General features: G+C 45.8%; 19 protein-coding genes, 1 tRNA gene and 1 pseudogene. 7 read left to right on the top strand and 14 right to left on the bottom strand.

Annotated elements, in window-relative coordinates; all coding sequences use genetic code 11:
* Positions 1-2: 2 nt before the first annotated feature.
* A complete protein-coding gene (locus P2A85_RS17950) occupies positions 3-464 on the bottom strand; it encodes a DUF3598 family protein (RefSeq protein ID WP_377474359.1) in 462 nt (153 codons plus the stop codon).
* A 54-nt stretch (positions 465-518) separates the two neighbouring features.
* Positions 519-2060 (bottom strand): DEAD/DEAH box helicase family protein, encoded by a 1542-nt coding sequence (locus P2A85_RS17945; RefSeq protein ID WP_377474357.1) that lies wholly within the window; start codon positions 2058-2060, stop codon positions 519-521.
* Positions 2061-2164: 104 nt separating this feature from the next.
* Here P2A85_RS17945 and P2A85_RS17940 point away from each other — a divergent pair, with 104 nt between their 5' ends.
* Both P2A85_RS17940 and ald read left to right on the top strand, forming a co-directional pair.
* Positions 2165-3019, top strand: coding sequence for a class I SAM-dependent methyltransferase (locus P2A85_RS17940; protein WP_377474355.1), 855 nt, complete (start codon positions 2165-2167; stop codon positions 3017-3019).
* A gap of 144 nt (positions 3020-3163) precedes the next feature.
* On the top strand, positions 3164-4252 hold the full coding sequence (gene ald, locus P2A85_RS17935) for an alanine dehydrogenase (protein ID WP_377474353.1): 1089 nt from the start codon (positions 3164-3166) through the stop codon (positions 4250-4252).
* A gap of 142 nt (positions 4253-4394) precedes the next feature.
* Here the strand turns inward: ald and P2A85_RS17930 are convergent.
* A tRNA-Pro gene (locus P2A85_RS17930) sits at positions 4395-4468 on the bottom strand.
* Positions 4469-4553: 85 nt separating this feature from the next.
* Between P2A85_RS17930 and lipA the strand changes: the two are divergent.
* From lipA to P2A85_RS17915, 3 genes and pseudogenes are all read left to right on the top strand, one after another.
* A pseudogene (gene lipA / locus P2A85_RS17925) lies at positions 4554-5432 on the top strand (lipoyl synthase); the annotation flags it as partial.
* Positions 5433-5852: 420 nt separating this feature from the next.
* Positions 5853-7118: an RNA polymerase sigma factor SigC gene (sigC, locus tag P2A85_RS17920; protein WP_340523181.1), complete on the top strand. Its 1266-nt coding sequence runs from the start codon at positions 5853-5855 to the stop codon at positions 7116-7118.
* Between the two features lie 159 nt (positions 7119-7277).
* Entirely contained in the window at positions 7278-7802 is a 525-nt protein-coding gene (locus P2A85_RS17915) for a transcriptional repressor (RefSeq protein WP_341739334.1), read from the top strand.
* A 69-nt stretch (positions 7803-7871) separates the two neighbouring features.
* On the opposite strand, the gene P2A85_RS17910 is transcribed toward P2A85_RS17915, so the two are convergent.
* The 10 genes from P2A85_RS17910 to rpmH all read right to left on the bottom strand — a co-directional run bounded on the left by P2A85_RS17910 (position 7872) and on the right by rpmH (position 15753).
* Positions 7872-9245, bottom strand: coding sequence for a peptidoglycan-binding protein (locus P2A85_RS17910; RefSeq protein ID WP_377474351.1), 1374 nt, complete (start codon positions 9243-9245; stop codon positions 7872-7874).
* A gap of 411 nt (positions 9246-9656) precedes the next feature.
* Positions 9657-9833, bottom strand: a complete 177-nt coding sequence (locus tag P2A85_RS17905; RefSeq protein WP_340523187.1) for a hypothetical protein — start codon at positions 9831-9833, stop codon at positions 9657-9659.
* A gap of 158 nt (positions 9834-9991) precedes the next feature.
* Complete coding sequence (locus tag P2A85_RS17900) at positions 9992-10456, bottom strand: SH3 domain-containing protein (RefSeq protein ID WP_340523189.1); 465 nt, start codon at positions 10454-10456, stop codon at positions 9992-9994.
* Positions 10457-10557: 101 nt separating this feature from the next.
* Entirely contained in the window at positions 10558-12066 is a 1509-nt protein-coding gene (locus tag P2A85_RS17895; RefSeq protein WP_377474347.1) for an AAA family ATPase, read from the bottom strand.
* 204 nt (positions 12067-12270) lie between these two features.
* Positions 12271-12783: a YceD family protein gene (locus P2A85_RS17890; protein WP_377474345.1), complete on the bottom strand. Its 513-nt coding sequence runs from the start codon at positions 12781-12783 to the stop codon at positions 12271-12273.
* A gap of 191 nt (positions 12784-12974) precedes the next feature.
* On the bottom strand, positions 12975-13448 hold the full coding sequence (locus P2A85_RS17885; protein ID WP_340523194.1) for a R3H domain-containing nucleic acid-binding protein: 474 nt from the start codon (positions 13446-13448) through the stop codon (positions 12975-12977).
* A gap of 8 nt (positions 13449-13456) precedes the next feature.
* Positions 13457-14605, bottom strand: a complete 1149-nt coding sequence (gene yidC, locus P2A85_RS17880; protein WP_340523196.1) for a membrane protein insertase YidC — start codon at positions 14603-14605, stop codon at positions 13457-13459.
* Positions 14606-14803: 198 nt separating this feature from the next.
* Positions 14804-15196 carry a PH domain-containing protein gene (locus tag P2A85_RS17875; protein WP_377474343.1) on the bottom strand — a complete coding sequence of 131 codons (393 nt, stop codon included), beginning with the start codon at positions 15194-15196 and terminating at the stop codon, positions 14804-14806.
* Positions 15168-15575 (bottom strand): ribonuclease P protein component, encoded by a 408-nt coding sequence (gene rnpA / locus P2A85_RS17870; protein ID WP_377474341.1) that lies wholly within the window; start codon positions 15573-15575, stop codon positions 15168-15170. The genes P2A85_RS17875 and rnpA overlap by 29 nt, the downstream gene beginning before the upstream one ends.
* A gap of 40 nt (positions 15576-15615) precedes the next feature.
* Positions 15616-15753, bottom strand: a complete 138-nt coding sequence (rpmH, locus tag P2A85_RS17865; RefSeq protein ID WP_193974120.1) for a 50S ribosomal protein L34 — start codon at positions 15751-15753, stop codon at positions 15616-15618.
* A 232-nt stretch (positions 15754-15985) separates the two neighbouring features.
* Here rpmH and P2A85_RS17860 point away from each other — a divergent pair, with 232 nt between their 5' ends.
* A complete protein-coding gene (locus tag P2A85_RS17860) occupies positions 15986-16120 on the top strand; it encodes a hypothetical protein (RefSeq protein ID WP_377474339.1) in 135 nt (44 codons plus the stop codon).
* 10 nt (positions 16121-16130) lie between these two features.
* Here P2A85_RS17860 and rnhA read toward each other — a convergent pair whose 3' ends face one another.
* Positions 16131-17024 (bottom strand): ribonuclease HI, encoded by an 894-nt coding sequence (rnhA, locus tag P2A85_RS17855; RefSeq protein ID WP_377474337.1) that lies wholly within the window; start codon positions 17022-17024, stop codon positions 16131-16133.
* A gap of 80 nt (positions 17025-17104) precedes the next feature.
* On the opposite strand from rnhA, the gene P2A85_RS17850 reads away from it, so the two are divergent.
* Positions 17105-21748 carry a CHAT domain-containing protein gene (locus P2A85_RS17850; RefSeq protein ID WP_377474334.1) on the top strand — a complete coding sequence of 1548 codons (4644 nt, stop codon included), beginning with the start codon at positions 17105-17107 and terminating at the stop codon, positions 21746-21748.
* Positions 21749-22218: the final 470 nt, after the last annotated feature.

Below are 22218 nucleotides of genomic sequence, written 5' to 3'. Positions count from 1 at the left end.
TTTTACTCTATTCTTCGTTCAACAATCACCATAACTCCCCTGAGTTTCCCCTCTGCGGTCAAGCTTTGGGTAGTCCGAATTCGCAGATCGGAACTGACGAGATTGATGGTTTCAACAGCCCTGAGACTACCCGTTGCTTTGTCCCATACTTGAAAAATTATCAAATTATCTCCAACTTCTGTCGCTAGTGTTTTGTAGTTGGAAAAAACAGAGTCGTGACCTTCAATTTCCACTTGCCCTTCACCGACAACATGACCCACAAAATTTTGGGTTTCACTCTTGCCATTGGCATAAGTTTGAACGTTAGTTTGCCTCCACTGGTTGTCAACTATTTTCTGGGTTAACACTGCTGTAAATTTCTGCTTTTCCTTGCAGTCGGCATCGAGTATTGTCCAGTCTCCCTCCCAAACTCCTGTATGTTTGGGGAAAACTTTAAAGTTAGTTATTTGTGGGATATCGCTCATTGTTAGGTACTCTGAATTAGTTGTTTATGATATTATACACTAAGTTGGCACTATTCAATCTTCATTTTCTCCATCATTATTTTCTCCCCATTTTTGAGGCGACTCGGCCGCGCGCTTGGTTGTCTGGCGATTAACTCCGTAAATAGGTGTTGGCTGGAATATTTCTAGTTGCTGAGGTTCGGATTGTGGTGGTTCTATTATGGTTGGTAGTTTCGGTTTCTCAAATTGCATTCCTCCTCGCCGCCGCTGGGATGTTCTTTCCTCACTGGTGTTTTCGGTGACAACTTCGTAGAGAATTGCGAGTTTATTTACATCGCTGCTTTTCCGCAAAACTCGACCTAGACGTTGGATGTATTCCCGTTCGCTACCTGTGCCTGATAATATAATAGCAATTCTGGCATCGGGAACGTCAACTCCTTCGTTGAGTACGTGGGATGCTACCAGGGTTTTGTATTCGCCACTGCGAAATTTTTGCAGGATTTCATGGCGTTCTTTAACCGGGGTTTGGTGGGTAATCGTGGGAATCAGAAATTCTTGGGAGATTCGGTAAACTGTGGCGTTGTCCCCTGTGAAAATTAGGGTGCGCTGGGGGTAATGTTTTTCTAGTAATTCCCCTAATATTCGCAGTTTGCCTTCGGTACAAAGGGCGATGGCTTTGGCTTGGTTGTGGGCTAGCATGGCTTGGCGTCCGATCGCCGATCGCGCGCTGGCCATGATAAACTTTTTCCATCCTTCCAGGCTGGATATTTTAATGTTAGACTGTTTTAAGAAGTCGTTGCGAGTGTTGATTAATTCGCGGTAGCGATCGCCTTCTTCTTTTGACAGTTTTACCATGAGTTGGACTATCTTGTGTTCGGCTAAAGCATCGCCAGCCAAGTCTTCAGGTCTTCTGCTAAAAACTGTCGGACCAATCAGGAAATGTAAATCGCTATGGCGGCCGTCGGTGCGATCGGGTGTGGCTGTTAGTCCCAGTCGAAAAGGCGCGATCGCATATTCGGAAATTACTCGAAAAAAGTCCGTGGGTAAGTGATGACATTCATCAAAAACTAGCAAGCCGTATTTGTTGCCCAAGGTTTCTGCATGAATACTTGCGCTATCATAAGTTGCTACTAAAATCGGCGTTTTGTCCCGCGAACCTCCCCCCAATAATCCGATTTCTATCTTGGGAAAAGCTGCTTTTAAATTAGCATACCACTGGTGCATTAAATCCAGAGTTGGTACTACAATTAATGTACTGCGACCAGTGACTTGCATGGCTAATTGTGCCAGGTAAGTTTTCCCGGAAGCCGTGGGAAGCACCACAACTCCTTGACTACCGGCTTGCAGCCATGCAGCTAGGGCTTGTTCTTGATGTGGATAAGGCTGCATTTCCACGCTGGGTACGAGTTCGAGTTGTTCGTAGGCGCGGGCAAGGTCGGTGAAGTTGACACAATCGGCCTGGAGGCATTCTACCAGGGGACGGTAGTGAATTGCCCGAATGCGGAATTTTTCGACGCGATCGTCCCATGTGGCAAAATCCACCCAGTCTCTGCCTTTTGGTGGTGGATGTAGCAGGAGAGTTCCGCGATCGAATGTTAAGCTAGGTATGCGTGGCATTTTTTTTTACATATATTGACAGCAGACTCTCTTTAGGCTACTTTTATGAGGAAATCTATTCAACCATAATCTACTATACCGCGTTCACTTACTTTCATAATTTTATGTTTGATTTTATTAAATACAAAAAAAGATTTGTAGAAGCGACTAAGGGCTGGGATAATGAAAAATGGAGCAATTTAGATATCAATCCCTTCCTAATTTCTTCCCCGATTCTGCAAAATCGCCATGTCAAGAATTGCCGCTTAGTTGAAAGTCGGGCAAAACTGTTAGAATACCTGCCTAAAGATAGTGTGGTTGCTGAGGTAGGAACTCAATATGGAAACTTTGCAGAAAAAATATTTTCTATTACTAAACCCAAAAAGCTGCATATCATAGATAATAATTTGCAATTATTTAAAACCGAGCTAACTCAGAAACAAAAAATCCTATTGCAAGAGGGCATAAAAAATGGAACAATCGAGCTTCATGAAGGCGATTCATCGACAATTTTAAGTGAGTTTCCCGATGAGTATTTTGACTGGATATATGTTGATGCTGACCACGCTTATGAAGGTGTCTGCAAAGATATCGATCGAGGATATAAAAAAGTAAAATCCGACGGGATGATGGTTTTTAACGATTATACAAATTGGTCTATCTGCGAGATTATGCCTTATGGTGTTGCAAGAGCGGTCAATGAATTTTGTATAGCTAATAACTGGGAAATCGTATTTTTGGCACTTCAGTCTCTCGGCTATCACGATATTGCAATCAAGAAAAACAGCGACGACAAGGAAGTACGAATTCAGTTGCCAGATGCTGATTCAGACTGGGATAGTACCCAAATTCAAATCCAACAGCTTCAGTTAGAGTTAGAGAAAGCTAAAAACAGGATTTATTTGATGGAAAATGACAATTTTGGCAAAATGCGATCGTACTGGCTGAAAATCAAACAATTGTTCGCCCCCACAGTATGATTTCCAAACCTAGTATCTCCAAATCCCAGACTTCGCCGGAGTTGTGGGGGGTCTCAATTGCTGACATGGGGCATGGTATGATGCCGATGGGATAATTTATAAGCTAGATTCGATCGAAGTATGGCTAAAATTTGAGGTTTATAGATGGAAATAGGTGTCCCCAAGGAAATCAAGGATTTAGAGTTTCGAGTTGGCCTGAGCCCCACAAGTGTCCGGGCTTGTTTAGACAGAGGCCACACAGTTTTTGTGGAAACCAATGCAGGCGCTGGGGCTGGTTTCGCCGACGAAGATTACATTCAAGCAGGGGCTAAGATTGCCTCAAAGCCGGAGGATGTCTGGAATCGGGAACTAATTGTTAAAGTTAAGGAACCCTTACCTGCTGAGTACCCGCTGATCCAAAAAGAGCAGTTGCTATTTACATATTTGCATTTAGCGGCCGATCGCACGTTAACCGAACATTTAATGGAAAGTGGAGTTCAGGCGATCGCCTACGAAACTGTCGAACTCCCCGACAGGAAATTGCCACTGCTAACCCCCATGAGTATTATTGCAGGGCGTTTGGCCGTGCAGTTCGGGGCTCGGTTTTTGGAACGCCAGCAAGGAGGCCGGGGCGTACTTTTGGGAGGTGTACCAGGGGTAAGACCGGGCAAAGTTGTGATTTTGGGCGGCGGAATCGTGGGCACGGAAGCAGCGCGTATTGCTGTGGGAATGGGCGCTAGAGTGCAGATTTTGGATGTGAATGTCGATCGCCTAGCCTATTTAGAAACTCTGTTCGGTTCCAGAGTGGAATACCTCTACAGCAGTCCTTTGCAAATTGAAGCCGTTATCCCCGATGCTGATTTGTTAATCGGTGCGGTTTTGGTGTTGGGTAAAAAAGCCCCAACTCTGGTTTCTCGTGACTTTGTTGCCAAAATGCACCCCGGTTCTGTGATAGTTGATGTCGCAGTTGACCAAGGCGGTTGCGTAGAAACTTTGCGGGTAACTTCTCACACCAATCCTACCTATATTGAGGAAGGAGTCGTGCATTATGGTGTACCAAATATGCCCGGTGCGGTGCCTTGGACTGCGACTCAAGCTTTGAATAACAGCACTTTGCCTTATGTTTTGCAGTTGGCAAATTTCGGGATTAAAGCTTTGGAAACCAATCCTAGTTTAGCCAAGGGATTGAACGTGCAACATCACCGATTGGTGCATCCTGCTGTCCGCGAAGTTTTCCCAGATTTAGCTGATTGAATCTGATATTGCTTGGCTGCTGGAGAACACTTTACTAGGACATGAATACCGGATTTGATATCACTTGTGGCTGGGTCGGAAGTGATATCAAATCCGCTTTTTCCCAAAGCTTTTTCCTAAAGAAATAAAGGATTAAGTTAAATCGGGATGACAGGATTTGAACCTGCGACCCCCTCGTCCCGAACGAGGTGCGCTACCAAGCTGCGCTACATCCCGAATCAAGTCAATGTTTGAACATTATATCATATTCAACTCCAAATTCAACATTATAGTATATAATTTGTAAAATACTAACCAGGCAAAGACAGACGTGACAGTAAAGCCACAGTGGTTGCGAGTCAAAGCCCCCCAGTGGGAGCGCGTCGGCAACGTTAAGGAAATTTTGCGGGATTTAGCCCTGAATACGGTTTGCGAAGAGGCTTCGTGTCCCAATATCGGCGAGTGCTTCAATGCAGGTACTGCCACATTTTTAATCATGGGGCCAGCCTGTACCCGCGCTTGTCCTTACTGTGACATTGACTTTGAGAAAAAGCCCCAACCACTAGATCCGACGGAGCCGGAAAGATTGGCGCAAGCAGTAGAGCGCCTGAAATTAAATCATGTGGTGATTACCTCGGTGAATCGGGATGATTTGCCTGATGGCGGTGCATCCCAGTTTGTGCGCTGCATTCAAGCAGTTCGTTCTGTGATGCCACAGACGACTATAGAAGTTTTGATTCCCGATTTGTGTGGCAATTGGCAAGCTTTGGCAATTATTCTGGGAGCTAAGCCGGAGGTACTCAACCATAATACTGAAACTGTCAAACGACTTTACCGGAAAGTGCGACCACAGGCTAAGTACGATCGCTCTCTGGAACTGTTGCAGCGCAGTCGGGAAATGGCACCAGAGGTTTACACCAAATCTGGGATTATGGTGGGACTTGGAGAAACAGACGAGGAAGTTCGTGAGGCTATGCAGGAGTTGCGCGCTGTGGGGTGCGATATTTTGACAATTGGACAGTACCTGCAACCTAGTCAAAAACACTTAAATGTGGAAAACTTTGTGACACCGGAACAGTTTGATGCTTGGAGAGAATTTGGTGAATCTTTGGGCTTCTTGCAGGTTGTGGCTTCTCCCTTAACTCGCAGTTCTTATCATGCCGAACAGGTGAGGGAACTGATGGAACTTTACCCTAGGTAGAAATGCTCCGTTGGGCGATCGTGGGCGTCTAAATCTGAGAGTTTATGAAGTTTTATGAAAAAAGCAACTAATTTTCAGAAGTGATCGGGAACCAGCCGATCGGTGATGAAGATTAACTTAACTTCTGACGAGAGTCACTTGTTTATACCTAGAGATTATCTATACTAGATACATAAACAAAGAAGTAGAACACACTTTCCTGGTCTCCAAACTGTTACATCAGAAAGTTCTTGGCATTTTCCAGAAAGTTACTAAAACAAGATGGGGAGTCAAAGTTCGATCGGACAACAGTATTCCAGTCAGGAAAATTAGTAAAGAAACAAAAAGCGGTGATGCTTCGTCCTAACAAAATGGGCATCATAAATATAAATAACCGCTAAGCGTAGCATCTTTTCACCCGGAGCCACTGAGAAAATCACTATGCCAGCCACCTCTTTTTACGCTGAAGCTGAATTCGACGAACAACTGCGAGTCAATCCCTTGCAAGATGATGTGTTGGATGAGGATGCTGAAGAAGCTGGAGACGAACTCATCGACCAAGAAACAGCAGAGACAGAAGATGCAGACTCAGCAGCCAAGTCTCAAAAAAATGCTAATCGCCGCACTACTGATTTAGTGCGTCTGTACCTCCAAGAAATAGGGCGGGTACGTCTGTTAGGTCGAGATGAGGAAGTCTCCGAAGCTCAAAAAGTTCAGCGCTATATCAAATTGCTAGAATTGCGGAACACCGCCGCTTCGCAGGAAGAAGGAAAGATTCAGGGCTTCGTGCATTTAATTGAGGTGCGCGATCGCTTGGCCGCACAGTTGGGACACAAACCTTCCTTGGAACGTTGGGCCACCACCGCCGGTGTCGATGATGTGTCCGAGCTCAAGCGGATTATGAGCGAAGGTAAGCGCCACTGGGCCGAGTTAGCAGAGATGACAGTAGAGACCTTGGAAAGGACTCAAACTGAAGGTGTCGAAGCTAAAGACCACATGATTAAGGCTAACTTGCGCCTAGTCGTTTCGGTGGCGAAAAAATATCAAAATCGTGGCTTAGAACTACTAGACTTGATACAAGAAGGTACTCTGGGACTGGAACGAGCTGTGGAAAAGTTCGATCCGACGCGGGGCTATCGATTTAGCACCTACGCCTACTGGTGGATTCGCCAGGGAATTACACGGGCGATCGCTACTCAAAGCCGTACCATCCGCCTCCCGGTTCACATTACCGAAAAGCTGAATAAAATTAAAAAAGCCCAGCGTAAAATTTCTCAAGAAAAAGGTCGGACAGCCACTATAGAAGATATCGCTGTTGAGTTAGATATGACTCCGATCCAAGTGCGGGAAGTTTTGCTCAGAGTACCCCGGTCTGTTTCCCTCGAAACTAAAGTTGGCAACGAGAAAGATACAGAGTTGGGCGACTTGCTGGAAACAGACTGCGTATCGCCAGAAGAAATGCTGATGCGAGAAGCTTTGCACCGCGACTTGCAGCAACTGTTGGCAGATTTGAGCAGTCGCGAACGAGATGTGATTCTGATGCGGTTCGGTTTGGGTGATGGACACCCCTACTCACTGGCAGAAATTGGTCGTGCACTGGATTTATCTCGCGAGCGTGTCCGCCAAATTGAAGCTAAAGCTTTGCAAAAGTTGCGTCAGCCCAAGCGTCGCAACCGCGTGCGGGATTATTTAGAGTCTCTTGGTTAAAGTTGCCACATCCACAATCCTGTGATGTCAGAGCCCGGACTTCTTGAAGAAGTCCGGGTTCTCCTGTCTTTAAAAATTATCAATAAGCTTTGATATTTGAAAAATATCCCGATCGTTGTGTATGATTGTCAATAGACAGACTTTCTTGAGAGGGTCACTATGGCACTTTACACAGCTTCTTCCTTCAAATCGGAACTCAATGACAAAGGCTGGCGGATGACTCCTCAACGGGAAACCATCTTGCACGTTTTTCAGAACCTCCCCAAAGGCAACCACCTGAGTGCGGAGGATTTGTATACTTTGTTGAAAAATCGCGGAGAAAACATTAGCTTATCGACTATTTACCGAACTTTAAAGTTAATGGCAAGGATGAGCTTGCTGCGGGAACTCGAACTAGCAGAAGGTCACAAACACTATGAAATAAACCAGCCTTATCCGCACCACCACCATCACTTAGTCTGCGTTCAGTGCAACAGAACGATCGAATTTAACAACGATTCGATCTTGAAAATTGGCATGAAGCAAGCTGAAAAGTCAGGGTTGCATCTCCTCGACTGCCAGCTCACCATTCATACTGTTTGTCACGAAGCTTTGAGAATGGGATGGCCCTCTTTGGTTTCGAGTAATTGGTCTTGTCCGAGGTCGATCGCCCAAAATGGCAACGCCCCGGAATCAAGCGAGTAAACATACACCTATATTCGGGCTTTAAGTACAACTTGTTACAAAAATTAACAAATATTGGTGCTGCCTTGGCTAGAAAGTTTTCGTCAACAAATCGTCACTGCTGACCCGGTAACTGCGCTGAGCTTGGTCAAGAGCGGCTTGAGTGGGAGCATCCAACACTCCACTAATGGGGCCGTTGTAAAAACGGAGGTCTCGCAGTCGTCTTTGTAACTGGTAAATGCTCGATCGAGAACTGATGCTAATTGGAACTGTAGAAGCTCGATCGACCTGTGGTAGGCTCACACCTCTAGGGGGAACAGTCTGTGCAGTCTGTTTCTGACTTTGCTGTAAAGCTCCCTGAGTCTGTCTATCGACCTTTCCAGTCCCAGACAGGCGGTTAGCTGTCTGAAACCGAATCAGGGCGGCCTCAGTAGCTCGATCGAACAAACCATGAATCGGACCTGCATAATAGCGCAATGCTTGCAGTCGCTGCTGTAACCGCTCTACTTGTCGGCCCGTGTCACCGAACTGGATAAAGTCCACCACAAAATTTGGCTGTTTACTTTGTCTAGGAAAAAAGGTAGCTTGAAACTCCGCCCTCCGGGTATCTATCGCAATCAAGGTAGCAGTGTCAGCACAGCCATCTGTTACCAGAAAATTATCTTGCTGAAAACGAGTAACAGCATAGAGAGTACGTTCCCGAAACTTGCCATCAACAGGGCCTTTAAAATAGCCCAAATCCTTTAACTGCCGCTGAATCAAGTCTACCGTCGCTCCTCTGTCTCCAAAGCGCAACCCTCTGCAACCCCCATTTCCAGAAATAACTTCGGGAGTCGGAGTCGTTGGCTGGGGCTGGGACGGCCCTAAGAGCAAAGCTAAAGTTTGGCTGTCAGCCACACCAGTTACCGAGAGTCGGTTAATTTGTTGGAAACTTCTGACAGCTTCTTCAGTAATTCTGCCAAAAGTACCAGTTGGAGTTGTTGTAAAATAGCCCAACTGCTGCAATTCCCGCTGGAGAACTAAAACATCTTCACCCTTGTCTCCAAAGCGCAACTCCCGATAATTATTGGTATCCACAGTTCTATAAGCTTGAGTTTTCACCCCTAAACTATTGAGTGCTGATACTGTATCGCGATCGGGTCTTCCCGTCAGCGATAGTTGATAGTCTCGTTGAAAGTTAGTCAAAGCTTGTTGAGTGAGGGGGCCGAGTTGACCAGTGGAACTTCTGTTAAAATAGCCTAACTGTCGCAATCGGTCTTGAACCGATCGCACATTGGGGTTTCCTGGATTTATTTGAGCAAAAGCCGAACTAGCTGCACTCACCACCGATAGTATTAAAGCCAAAGATAATAAACGGAAATAAGTATGGCTGGATAAGTGTTTCCACTTAATCCCCTCTAAAATTGGAGACTCTGTGGGTGCTTCGTCAGCAAGAGCAAGTTCGAGATAAGCAAGAGATTCCATAACTTTATGATTGTGAAATTGTAGCTGGGCTAGGTGGGAAAACTGCCAAAACTCTATTTTGGTCTGTGACTCAATCCATCGAGACTAAGTTTTACCGGTATACACGTAGCACCCCTGTTTCTGAAAAAAAATTCTACTCAAAATTATAGTTGCAGGTAACAACCAAGATAGCATTACTGTTTCTGTTGACGTGCTCGTCAGAAAAAAGTTGGCAAGCATATCTTAGGCTTTGATCCCGAAGGGCAAGATATTTTTGTTAATTATTGCTTCAGATTTTATCTGGTGGCTGCTAAAAATACCACTGATTTCAGAACCCCGACTTCTCTAAAAAGTCAGGGTTCTGATGGGCGATCGGCATCTCAGGTTGATTGAGAGCGACCTACTTAACTATTTCTTAAAAAATTGAGTATCTTAAATTAAGCCTAACCGATCGCAAAGTAAAGCTACTCCCGCTGCAAAAACAGTAATTGCCAAAGCAACTAGCGGATTTTGCCCTTGGCTGACGGCAAAAGAGGTGACTACCCCAGCTCCCAAAGCCGCCGTCACAGCAGCACTCGCCAAATCTCGATCGGGACGTTGATCGTACATATTTTTTATCCTAGATAGTTGTTATGTCAAAGAAAACTTGAATGGTGTAATTCAAGTTATCACTGTTGTCGCAGGTGGGGTGACAACGGGTTGGGTTTTGCAACTAACCTTAAAATTTTGCTAAGTTTCTTAACATATTCTCATTTACTACATAAGTTTTAATTATTGACCGATACTTTTTCAGTATTGCCACCCTTGACCCAACCTTCACGATTGCCATCCTCAACCCGAATTCGCTGCCACTCTTTATCAGGGGAATCTTCCAAAACCACCACTTTTTCGTTATAACCAACACCACCAATACGGTTGGCATCTCGGTTGGCACTATCCCGTAAAATCAACCCAATCGGCTGAGTAACCAGAGCTCGGTAGGCTCCCGGTTCTAACGGTTTTGGTGAGGGAGTATCGCTAGACTCTGAAACAGGACTAGCTTTCGCTGTTGACGTAGGCTTGGCGTTGGCAATCTGAACTATTTTTTTGTCGTTAGGAAAAACAGGTCTTTCAGGGATCGTGGTGAGTTTAGCGGCAAAGTAAAGTGCAGCCGCCACACTAGCGCCTGCCATGAGCACGATGGCTAATAAAAAGCCAACTAAAAACTTGAAAAAACTATACAAACTGTTCATAAAGCCGCTATTTAAGCAAGAGAGACGGGAGATTGGGAGAGGGAGAGAGTTGCGAAAATTTTCCTGATTCCTGATTCCTGATTCCTGATTACTTCAAAAGTTTATCCTTGAATTCGGCGACTTAAACTGCCGTATCGAGAAGCAAGACGAGCTTTCCCCGCAGCAGCCCAATCTTGGAGAAACTGGATTTGTTCTTGGGCAGTTCTTGCCAAGGGTACCATTTGGCTAGCTGATTCTAAAATATCATCTGTGGTGAAATCTCGATTCTGGCTAAACCCAATGTGCATCGCCTCGATCAAGGTTTGCTCGATTTCTGCCCCGGAAAAATCAGGAGTTTCGTAAGCCAAACGCTCTACATCGTAATTTTTGATGCTGTGCGATCGCAACCGCAACAAATGTACCTCAAAAATCGCCCGCCGTTCCTCCTGACTCGGCAAACCCACAAAAAATATTTCGTCAAACCTACCTTTTCTGAGCATTTCTGGTGGTAAAGACTGAATGTTGTTCGCCGTTGCTACTACAAATACTGGAGAAGTTTTTTCGGCTAGCCAGGTAATAAAAGTCCCAAACACTCGGCTAGTGGTTCCCGAATCCCCTTTACCATCCAATCCCCCAAAGGCTTTGTCAATCTCGTCAATCCACAATACGCAAGGTGCTAAAGCTTCTGCTAGCTGAATCATTTGTCTGGTGCGCGATTCTGATTCGCCGACTAATCCGGCAAATAGGCGTCCGACATCCAAGCGGAGTAGGGGTAAATGCCAGTGATGGGCGATCGCCTTTGCAGTCAAAGATTTGCCGGTGCCTTGAATTCCCACTAACAACAAACCTCTAGGATGGGGTAAACCGTATTGACGCGCGCGATCGGAAAAAGCACCACCGCGTCGCAGCAACCATTCTTTGAGATTATCCAAACCGCCGATATCGGAGATGTTTTCGCGGGCTGGGTAAAAATCCAGAATTTGAGTTTGGCGGATAGTTTGGCGTTTTTCTTCTAAAATCAGTTCTGCGTCGTTGGAATGGAGTTCGCCTCTGGTGGCGATCGCCTTTGCCAGAACTCGTCGAATTCTTTCCATAGAAAGCCCTTGACAGGAGCGCACCATTTCATCCAGCAAACGCCCTTCTATGACCTGTCCAATCCCCCCTAACAGCTTTTCCACCTCAATTTTTATTTCCGTCGCCGCAGGCAGGGGAAACTCCAAAACGGTCATCACTTCGCTGAGGTCTTCGGGAATGGAAATGATGGGAGATACGATGACAATATTTTTGGGTTGAGATTTGAGGAGTCTGGCCAAATTCCGCAGTTTACGGGAAATTGCTACATCTTCTAAAAACCTCTGAAAGTCCCGCAGAATAAAGATAGCTGGCGCAGATGAGGGCAGTTTTTCGAGGAATTCTAAAGCTTGTAGGGGGTTGCGTTTACCAAAACCTGTATCGTTGGGATTACCTTGGTAGCCATCGACAAAATCCCAGGTGTAGACGGCGCGATCACCTTGTTTTTTGGCACTTTGAGCGATCGCCACTTCTACTCGTTCTTCTTCCCGTGTGGGAATGTAGATTAGGGGGTAGCGCGATCGTAGCAGCAGTTCAAACTCATCACTAAAATTGGTCATTTGTTATTAGTCATTTGTGATTTGTTATTTGTGATTTGTCATTTGTTTGATTGCTCAAATATCGCTCTTATTTATTAGTCCGCGGAGGCGGACTTTGTTTATGTAGACGCGGTTTCAACCGCCTGGTTTGTTTATGTAGACTTTGTTTATGTAGACGCGGTTTCAACCGCCTGGTTTGTTTATGTAGACGCGGTTTCAACTTATCTAAGGCAATTGCCGTTTCAGTGCCGCCAGAGATGCCCAACGACTATCAGATATAGTTTCTGAACTTTCTGTATTGACATCATCATTTACAATGATTCCCACGCATTTAGCATCACATATTTGTTTGTGGGGTTCTGCCAGACACAGTTGTTCGTACAGCCAATCACTCGGAGAAAAAGAACCCGTGGGCGACAAAGTTTCCACCAAATCTTCAAACTCCACCTTCATTTCTATCGGATTTGTATCTGGGCGATCGGCATCTTTATCCAGCCAAATTAATTCCGATGATTTCAACACCAATCTCTGATTGTACTGTTTCAAACATCTATGACAAGTGAGAGTAACAATAGTTTCTGCTTTCGCCTTCACCTCAAGATAAGTTCCTTGGTGAGTCACTTGCAATCGTCCTCGCACAGGAGTTAGAGATGCTAAATCGGGAATAAATTCATCAAACTCAATTATCTCTGTCTGCTCTGATTTTGAGAGTAGATGAGGAATATAAATTGTGTCCATAATCATCCTCCGCCTTCTGAACCTCAGCCTATTTTAGATTTTAGATTTTAGATTTTAAATTGAATATTGAAGATTGAAGAATTATAGAAAACTACCCCAGTGATGAATCCGAGGGAATGTAGAAAGTGAAAAGGAATAGTTGATTTTTAAATTTTCCCTCTTCCTTCTTCACATCGATCTTCTTCTTACCTTCAGCGCAGACGCACTACCAAACGTCGATCTGGTTCTTGTCCTTGACTGTAAGTTTCTATATCCTCAGATTCGCTCAAAAAGCTGTGTACTTGACGGCGTTCAGCCGAAGAGAGCGATTTCAGTTCAACTTCTACTCCTGTCATCCGGGCTTGCTGTGCTGCGTATTCTGCCATCGATCGCAGTTCCTCTTGGCGACGAATTCGATAGCCATTGAGTTCAACTGTATAAGCAATTGGCTCTTCTGCTTCGTGAGCTATATTTACAACCGTGTTGCAGAGGTACTGAATAGCATCTAGTACATCACCGTTTGGTCCTACCAAAATTGCAATTTGTTCGGGAGTCAGATTGCTTTCATCTATGGTCATCCAATAGCAATCTGCTTGTTGTTCACATACCACTTTTGATGGAATGGCGGACAGTTTAAGAAATTCTTCTAACCATTGCTGTCCGCGCTGCATTTGAGAGTCTTTCATTGTTAACATCAAGCTTTTTTCTTGGGACGCTTAGGCTCAAAGGGAATCGCATCTAATCCCTGCTCTTTTTTAGTTTTCGCCTCTGCCTCATCCACTATTTTTTGCAGGTTGTCCGGCAGTGGTTCTCGCGACAAAATGAACGATTGAACTGTCTGGAAAATGTTAGCAATCAGCATATACATCAACACACCGGCAGGCAGCGGGAAGAACAAAAACATCCCCGAAAATATCACAGGTGTCAGTTTGTTAACTGTAGCCTGTTGAGGGTTGTCGTTTGGTCCTTGGGCTTGTCCCGAAAGGGTTTGGTTGATATACAAGCTGATACCAAAGCCGAGGATCATGACCAAAATATCCCAGTGGATTGTACCGTCTGGGTCGATCGCACCAACGCGGCCTAGAGCTTCGATAAACAGGAATCCTTTGTTAGTGGCCAATCCGGGGATTGTGCCTTGAACTGTCACATCACCGGGCGCTATGGCTACGATGTTGCCCTGTTCGTCTATCTTTGCCAGTTCTTCGCCTTTGGTGATTGTCCACCGGGGTACAAAGTCTGTTTCGCTCTTGTTTTCTGTCGCTACAGCGCTGAGAGGTTTACCCTCTGGGGTTTGAAATTCAATTTTGGTTTTGTCGCCGACTGCGAGTTTGTCGCCGCCGGGAATTACGCCAATAATGGGAGCGTGAAAAGTACCTGTCACGTAAATATTTTGCGGTGGTGTCGCAAACGCTTGCGGTTGAACAACTTCCATTTGTTCTTTTGGCAAGACTTGGATGTTAACGCTGTAATTTATGTCAGAAAACGGCGAACCCCTGAGTGTGGCGAACAGTGCAAACAGCACTGGCATTTGGATCACTAATGGGAAACATCCTGCTAGAGGATTACCAAATTCTTTGTATACTTTGCTCATTTCCTCCTGCTGTTTAGCAGGATTGTCTTTATAGAGTTTTTGAATTTGATCTACTCGCTCTTTCATCAACGGCTGCGCTACTTTCATGCGCCGCATATTGCGAAGAGAGCCTGCATTGAGAGGATAAAGAGCAAAGCGAATCACGAGCGTCAGAGCTACGATCGCTAAACCATAGCTAGGCACGATACCATAGAAAAAATCTAGGATCGGCAGCATGAGGTTGCTGGAGAGAAATGAGATACCAAAATCCATTCGCTTTGAGTTAATTTAGGTGCTCTATGTTTACTGTTGAGAAATATTGGGTACCGCTGGATACGGGCCACTCAACTTTTAGACTTTTGTCTATCTTAGGACATTGGCTATCGATCGATCGCCCGTTAGCGGTTTTTTGATAATGAGTTTGCCAATCCTCGCACTAACTTAGCCCTTTTTTGAGAGCTGGTAAAGCTGTTATTTAGTTTGAGCTGCGTTGGTTTTTTGAGCTGCGGGGGGCAGTTTTTCATTAATGTAGTCATAGACAGAGCGGAATTTTGGCATCGATCTCAGTTCCAAACGACCGCCATTTTTCAGAGTCAGCACCATGTCTCCATAGGTGCCAAAACCTCGTGGTACCGTCACAATCTTGACTATATCTGAGTAGATCACATCTGTGCGATCGCCACCCATCCAACCGCTAGTGACTGACACGCGACGGCTGGTGATCCGATAGCGCAGCCATAGAGCTCGGACAATTGCTCCGACTGCTAGGGGAATTCCCACTACAGTCAGCGCCAGGAGTAAGTTAACGATCAAGTCACCGGGGGCGGGGCCACCCTCATAATATACTTCCTCTCGAATTCCCATCTAGTACCTCGGCTTCTACCAACAACTGCTCTAATTCTTGCAGAATTTCTGCATAATTGCACTCTTGTGCGATCGGGCGGACCACAATTACTAAATCCCACCCGAATTTTAATCGCGGCAATAACTGTCGCAAAGCAGCACGAATCTGGCGCTTAATCCGGTTGCGGACTACAGCGCGTTTGCTCACTTTGAGGCTGATAGAAATGCCTGTGCGAGTGGGCTGCTGCAAGAATTTTTCGGCTGTCGGTTGGGCTTTGAGCGCGCTTTTGGGTTTCCGCAGAGCTCTTAAGCTCAGATGAGCGGAGTTGCGGCGCATTCCTTTGCGGTAAACGGCGCTGAAGTCTTTTCGGTGCTTGAGTCTGTTTGCTTCGGGCAACATAGCTACGGGCGCGATCGGGGTTTTGAACCTTGGTCTGGTGCTAGACTGCGAGGCGGTGGCGACCTTTGCTGCGGCGGGCTTTGATTACCAATCGACCGTTTACGGTCCGCATTCTGGCACGAAAACCGGAGGTTCTTTTTCTTTTGCGGCTGGTTCCGTGCAGGGTTTGCTGTGTCATTTTAATTTCTCCCGGCTTGTTACTTTACTTTTGATTAATATTCACAATCTGCGATTATACCATAGAGTTGTTCAGTTTACAAATATTTTTAAATTCATGATAGTTAGTCTGTGGGTGATGGGTGCATCTGTGTTTGGCAAATATATTCGTAGGGGCGAAGCATGACCGCTGTAAATCTTTAGTTATCACTAATAAATTGTCTGCGGTCATGCTTCGCCTATGCAGAATCGGGATGAAGAGAGGATTTTATATCAGCGGGCGAGGACTGTCTAACCAAGAGGCGATCGCAGCAGTAAAAAAAACTGGCAGAAAGCAGTATTTTGATGAAACACTGCTTTCTGCTTTCTGGCAACTGACTAATAACTAATAACTAATAATTAATCAACTGTACTAACGTGGTCTATGCGTTCCAATTGCCAGAGAATTTGATTTCCCTCGCGGCGCACCCGCGAAACTACCCAGTTTCGCCAAACCCAGTTGTCTCCACGACTGGTAACAGCACTGGCATTTACATCCATCAAGTCAGCTAATTCAGAACTTGTGATCAAGTAGCCTTTAGTGGCAACTTCATCGGCTATATGCAAGGTTTCGATCAGGTTTCGGAGGTCCTGAACCCTCACCTCGCGGGGCAAGTTCTCCAGAGTATCGGCAGTAGAATCCATCATGGCAGCATTGGAGATGAGAAGGTCAGAAGTTATGACATAGGATTCTATCGTTTTGTTACCAATTGTTTCCGTTTCATCTGAAACATTTGTGTTTTCCGACTGTAGGGGCAGTGCCCCCGTGTCTGCCCCAACCCCTTTTTGTTGTTGCAGTTCGGGAACGAGATTCTGCGAAAAGCTGCGGGCGATTTGGTCGCATCTATCGTTATAGAAATCGCCAGAGTGACCCCGGACGTGTTCCCACTTCACTTGCCGGGAATTCAGCTTGTCTAGCAGGTGCCAGAGGTCTTGATTGACGACATCTTTGCCTGTGGAAGTTTTCCAGCCTTTGTTTTTCCAGCCTTGAATCCATTTGGTGATACCGTTTTTAACATACTCGCTGTCGGTGTAAAGGGTGACTGTTTCGGTTTGACCGGAATTGGCAAAAAACTCCAACGCGGCGATCGCAGCCTGCATTTCCATGCGGTTATTGGTACTTTGGGACTGTGCACCTCCGAGTTCGTGACAGTTGCCATCGGCGAAGCAAACCACTGCGCCCCAGCCGCCTGGGCCTGGGTTGCCGGAACAAGCGCCGTCTGTGTACAAGCTTTTGATTTGGGGAATTGTCATGGACGAGTTAATCTATTTTTTAGAGGTATGTTGTTGGCAGATGTCATAATTTAAGAGAATCGCGATCGGACCTAGATGCTATGAAAAATGCCAACTTAAAGATTAAAAAGGTCTGGCTATTTATTTGTCCGTTTTCTTTGTTAATTTTTAATACTTTCGCCCAAGCCCAAACAGTCATCCCAGCGGCTGACGGTACTGGCACTAATGTTACCCGCACTGACAACCGCTACGATATTGGTGGTGGCAGTTTGTCGGGGGACGGGGCGAATCTGTTTCATAGTTTTCAGAAGTTCGGTATCCCGGAAGGTCAGGTTGCTAATTTTTTGACCAATCCAGCGATTCAAAATATATTAGGTCGCATTTCTGGCGGGGATGCTTCCCTAATTAATGGTTTAATTACTGTCACTGGTGGCAACTCTAATCTTTTTTTAATTAATCCTGCGGGGATGGTGTTTGGTCCGAACGCCAGTTTGAATGTGCCGGCGTCTTTCACTGCGACTACTGCTACTGGGGTTGGTTTGGGTTCTAATTGGTTTAATGCTACGGGCGTAAACGATTTTAGCACGCTAGTTGGTACTCCTAATAGTTTTTATTTTGGGGTGGCTTCACCGGGAAGTATTGTGAATGTTGGTAATTTGGCTGTGGCACCTGGCCAAAGTTTGGCTTTGTTGGGCGGTACTGTGATTAGTACGGGGAATTTGTCGGCACCAGGAGGTAACATTACTGTTGCTAGTGTGGGAACTGGAAATGCGATTCGCATTAGTCAACCAGGGCATTTGTTGAGTTTAGAAATTGCTACTGGTGGCAATTTACCGAATTCTCCCTTGGTTGCAAATCCTCTGTCTTTGCCGCAGTTGCTGACTGGTAGCGGTGTGAATAATGGTGCGACTGGTGTTGCTGTGGCCACTGATGGTACGGTGCGACTTGTGGGCTCTGGTTTGCAGGTGAATTCGGGGGATGTGGCGATCGCTAGAAGCAATCTTACCCCAATTTCTGATTTAACCGCGGCAAATGCTCGCCTCTGGGCTGCTAATAATCTCACATTAGATGGGGTTCAATTATACACAACTGGTAACTTGACTTTGACCGCGGGAAATGCTGCGCAAGTGCGTGACAGTGCGACGCATCCGTTTTTGGTTCAGGCTGGGGGTAATTTATACATTCAGGGCGATCGCACTATCGATATTCTGACTCAAAATGCGATCGGTGCTTTGGCTCTGGCTCCCCAATTTCAGGCGGGCGGCGCTTTGACTTTAGTTAGTAATGGTGTGATTTCTGGGGATGCTCACTTTGTTTCTGGTGGCAATTTTTCAATTCGGAATCTGTCAGGAATGGCGGGAACTTTCGTGAGTTTATTTGACCCGATTATTAGTTCTGAGGCTGATGTTTTTTTTGGAGATTATACGGGTGTTTCGCTGAAAGTGGAGGCGAAGGGAAGTATTGTGGCCCAGGATATTACAATTACTGGCCCGGATACTGCTCTCGATATTGGCAATGTTAGTGCTGATTCGGATATTGCTATTTTAACTAGGACTCCGGCATTGATTTTGCGGGCTGGAGTTCGGAATTTGGCTAATACTCCGAATGTTCCTAATGCTGTTGAGGGGAGTTTTGATGATAATGAAACTACTTCTTTAGGTGAGGAGGCTATATTTAATCCGGGGATTATTAACTCGAATCCATTAATTATTGTAGATAATATTTCTGCTGCTGGGCTGGTTAGTTTGTCTGCTCCGGGAACTGTCGCAACTAGAGATATTAATGGTGGAGAAATTAAGATCGAAAGCGGACAGGGTGTGGTGGTTGGTGGCCGATTGACTTCTAGTTCGACAATTAATATTCAGGCTGCTGATAATATTATATTGACAAATGACATTTCCCGTGCTGATGTAAATGGTAATGTGAGTTTCAACAGCAGTGGGGGTAGTATAGTCACGGAGGCGATCGATACTGGGAATTCTGGGGCGATCGAACTTAGAGCTTTTGGAAATGTGAATTTTGGGAATTTACAGGGCACTAAGGTTGATATTGCTAGTAACTCCGGGGAATTGGGAGTTTTGAGCGATCCTAATGTCATAGTCCCTAATACTATACCAGTGGATATTGCAGCAACTACAAATATCAGTTTGACCGCTTCTAGGAACTTAACGGTAGGTAATCTTAATGCTGCTACTGTCAATGCTACCAGCAATACGGGCAATGTCACCACGGGGGCGATCGCTACTACTGGTGATGTCAGAATTTTAGCCAGACAACTAATTAATACTGGGGTGGTAACTGTTAATCCTGTTGCACAAAATTTCATTCCCACAGTCAATCTGGATGCTCAAACTAACATTGCTACGCCCTCCATCAATGCTCCCGCCGCCACCATTGCTGTGAGAGCATCCAGGGACTTAAATATCGGCAATTTGCAGGGGGCGGCAGTTGATGTCAGTAGCGATGGGGGCAGAATTGCGATCGGCAATAGTGTGACAACTGGAAATATTAATGTTGCTGCTTCCGGTAATGTAAAATCAGGAATTTTGCAGGGACTTAGAGTTAATGTTAAGAGTGATTCTGGAAGTCTTGAAACTGCCAATACTACCGCAACTAGAAATGTAAATTTAACCGCAGCAGGCGATGTAAATGCGGGAATTTTGCGGGGAGTTGCAGTTGATGTTAACAGCACCAGGGGGAGTGTTACTACTGGTAATATAAATGCTACGGAGACTGTGGGGGTTTTAGCGGGAAGGCAAATCACAGTAGGGCGTATAGATGTTAATGCTGTTGGGGGCGATCGCGCTGCTACGGTGAATCTGAATGCTCGCAATGATATTAGTGTAGCATCGATTAATGCGACTGGAGGTACGGTGGCGATCGGCACTCCGGGTTTTGTGCGAATCACCAATGCTTTTTTAAACCAAAACGGTACTCCTGTTAGCATCTCAACTGTTGGTGCTAATCGACAAGGTTCCGTTACTATTAATCACGGTGGCGCTAATACTAACCCGCCAACGCCTTTTGCGATCGGAGATGCCAGAATTAACGGTAGTGCCGCAGCGATCGATTCTGGCAATGTTAATATTATTCCACCAACACCAACACCACAAATACCAGTAATACCGCAAATACCAATAACACCGGAAATACCAATAATACCGCAAATACCACTAATACCGGAAATACCACTAATACCGCAAATACCAATAATACCGCAAATACCAATAATACCGCAAATACCACTAACACCGCAAATACCGCCAACATCACTAACACCACTAACACCATTAAATAGATTTTCATCGCTCTTTCCAGGGCCAAACCAACCCTTGACACCAGAACAACTGCTAAATCAAAACATCATTTTGCGAAACATAGAAGCACCGCGACAAATGATAGTTGGAATCGAAAAAAACTTACCTCCCAAAGCTATCTTAGATTTCATCGGTTCAAATCCCCCAAATTTAGCCTTCCTGTCAGCATTTCGCAGCAACATCGGCAGTAACTTTGACCAAGGAAAAGTCTCGGAAGGTATAGCTTTACTAGACAAATCTTTCAGCCAAGAATACCAACAATATTTCGGCCTAAACTTCCCCGACATTGAAGACGAACTAATCTCCACCGAAGCAACTCAAAAAAAATTAGCAGCCCTCTCCGCAGAAACCGGTATTAAACCCAGTTTTATTTATCTCTTTTCCCGATCCGAAAAATTAGATTTAGTTTTGGTGACAGCTTCAGGTTCTGTCATTCACCAAACTGTGCCACAAGCTAACCACAAAGAACTGATGCAACTTGTCAGTAAATTTCGGGAAGAAATTACCAAACCGGGTGCGCGAGGAACTACCAGTTATCTCCCCTATGCCCAACAACTTTATCAGTGGATAATTGCTCCTTTACAACCAACTTTAAAAGAGCGGGGAATTGATACAATCTCATTCATCGCTGATAAAGGATTGCGAGGCTTTCCTTTTTCGGCTTTGCACGACGGACAGCAATTTTTGGTGGAAAATTACAATATCAGTCTAATTCCCAGCGTTAGTTTAACCGATACTCGTTACATTGATATTAGAAACCTTCAGGTTTTAGCCATGGGTGCGTCACAATTTTCTGAGTTGAAACCTTTGCCGGCAGTTCCTGCTGAAATAGCGGCTATTTCCAGAGATTGGCCGGGAATTAGTTTTCTGAATGAGGGCTTTACTTTGGAGAATTTGAGGCAACAGCATCAAAGTCGGCCCTTTGGAGTTATTCACTTAGCTACTCACGGCGAATTTAAACCAGGATTACCAAGTAATTCTTTTATTCAGTTGTGGAATAGCCGACTGCAACTCGATCAATTACGACAGTTGAGATTGAACGATCCCCAGGTAAATTTATTGGTTTTGAGTGCTTGTCGCACTGCGGTGGGAGATGAGGAAGCGGAGTTAGGTTTTGGGGGATTGGCGGTACAATCTGGGGTGCAAACGGCCTTGGGGAGTTTGTGGTATGTGAGTGATGAAGGTACTTTGGGATTGATGAGTGAATTTTATCAACAGTTGAAGACTGCGCCAATTAAGGCGGCCGCCCTGCGCAAAGCGCAAATTGCGATGTTGCGAGGAGATGTGCGTTTGGAGGGTGGTCAATTGCGGGGTTCGAGTCGGGGTGGAGGGGTGGATTTACCACCGTCGCTGCAAGGTTTTGCAGATACAAAGTTGTCCCATCCTTTTTATTGGTCAGCTTTTGTGATGGTTGGAAGTCCTTGGTAAGTGGGCTGTGTCCGATCTAACTCCCCTCTAGAGAGGGGCCGGGGGTGTGTCATATCTAACTCCCCTCTAGAGAGGGGCCGGGGGTGTGTCCGATCTAACTCCCCTCTAGAGAGGGGCCGGGGGTGTGTCCGATCTAACTCCCCTCTAGAGAGGGGCCGGGGGTGTGTCGAATCTAACTCCCCTCTAGAGAGGGGCCGGGGGTGTGTCGTATCTAACTCCCCTCTAGAGAGGGGCCGGGGGTGTGTCCGATCTAACTCCCCTCTAGAGAGGGGCCGGGGCTGTGTCGTATCTAACTCCCCTCTAGAGAGGGGCCGGGGGTGTGTCGTATCTAACTCCCCTCTAGAGAGGGGCCGGGGGTGTGTCCGATCTAACTCCCCTCTAGAGAGGGGCCGGGGGTGTGTCCGATCTAACTCCCCTCTAGAGAGGGGCCGGGGGGTGTGTCGTATCTAACTCCCCTCTAGAGAGGGGCC

The sequence above is a fragment of the Microcoleus anatoxicus genome (assembly GCF_042465725.1).
GTDB lineage: Bacteria > Cyanobacteriota > Cyanobacteriia > Cyanobacteriales > Microcoleaceae > Microcoleus > Microcoleus anatoxicus.
This window is presented reverse-complemented; position numbering and strand designations above follow the sequence as displayed.

Excerpts from the sequence above, each read along its gene's own strand:
- P2A85_RS17850 (WP_377474334.1), top strand. The coding sequence starts at position 17,105 with ATGAAAAATGCCAACTTAAAGATTAAAAAGGTCTGGCTATTTATTTGT.
- P2A85_RS17860 (WP_377474339.1), top strand. The coding sequence starts at position 15,986 with ATGAAGAGAGGATTTTATATCAGCGGGCGAGGACTGTCTAACCAAGAG.
- rnpA (WP_377474341.1), bottom strand. The coding sequence starts at position 15,575 with ATGTTGCCCGAAGCAAACAGACTCAAGCACCGAAAAGACTTCAGCGCC.
- P2A85_RS17915 (WP_341739334.1), top strand. The coding sequence starts at position 7,278 with ATGGCACTTTACACAGCTTCTTCCTTCAAATCGGAACTCAATGACAAA.
- sigC (WP_340523181.1), top strand. The coding sequence starts at position 5,853 with ATGCCAGCCACCTCTTTTTACGCTGAAGCTGAATTCGACGAACAACTG.
- P2A85_RS17900 (WP_340523189.1), bottom strand. The coding sequence starts at position 10,456 with ATGAACAGTTTGTATAGTTTTTTCAAGTTTTTAGTTGGCTTTTTATTA.
- rpmH (WP_193974120.1), bottom strand. The coding sequence starts at position 15,753 with ATGACACAGCAAACCCTGCACGGAACCAGCCGCAAAAGAAAAAGAACC.
- P2A85_RS17895 (WP_377474347.1), bottom strand. The coding sequence starts at position 12,066 with ATGACCAATTTTAGTGATGAGTTTGAACTGCTGCTACGATCGCGCTAC.
- ald (WP_377474353.1), top strand. The coding sequence starts at position 3,164 with ATGGAAATAGGTGTCCCCAAGGAAATCAAGGATTTAGAGTTTCGAGTT.
- rnhA (WP_377474337.1), bottom strand. The coding sequence starts at position 17,024 with ATGACAATTCCCCAAATCAAAAGCTTGTACACAGACGGCGCTTGTTCC.
- P2A85_RS17905 (WP_340523187.1), bottom strand. The coding sequence starts at position 9,833 with ATGTACGATCAACGTCCCGATCGAGATTTGGCGAGTGCTGCTGTGACG.
- P2A85_RS17890 (WP_377474345.1), bottom strand. The coding sequence starts at position 12,783 with ATGGACACAATTTATATTCCTCATCTACTCTCAAAATCAGAGCAGACA.
- yidC (WP_340523196.1), bottom strand. The coding sequence starts at position 14,605 with ATGGATTTTGGTATCTCATTTCTCTCCAGCAACCTCATGCTGCCGATC.
- P2A85_RS17945 (WP_377474357.1), bottom strand. The coding sequence starts at position 2,060 with ATGCCACGCATACCTAGCTTAACATTCGATCGCGGAACTCTCCTGCTA.
- P2A85_RS17875 (WP_377474343.1), bottom strand. The coding sequence starts at position 15,196 with ATGGGAATTCGAGAGGAAGTATATTATGAGGGTGGCCCCGCCCCCGGT.
- P2A85_RS17885 (WP_340523194.1), bottom strand. The coding sequence starts at position 13,448 with ATGAAAGACTCTCAAATGCAGCGCGGACAGCAATGGTTAGAAGAATTT.
- P2A85_RS17910 (WP_377474351.1), bottom strand. The coding sequence starts at position 9,245 with ATGGAATCTCTTGCTTATCTCGAACTTGCTCTTGCTGACGAAGCACCC.
- P2A85_RS17940 (WP_377474355.1), top strand. The coding sequence starts at position 2,165 with ATGTTTGATTTTATTAAATACAAAAAAAGATTTGTAGAAGCGACTAAG.
- P2A85_RS17950 (WP_377474359.1), bottom strand. The coding sequence starts at position 464 with ATGAGCGATATCCCACAAATAACTAACTTTAAAGTTTTCCCCAAACAT.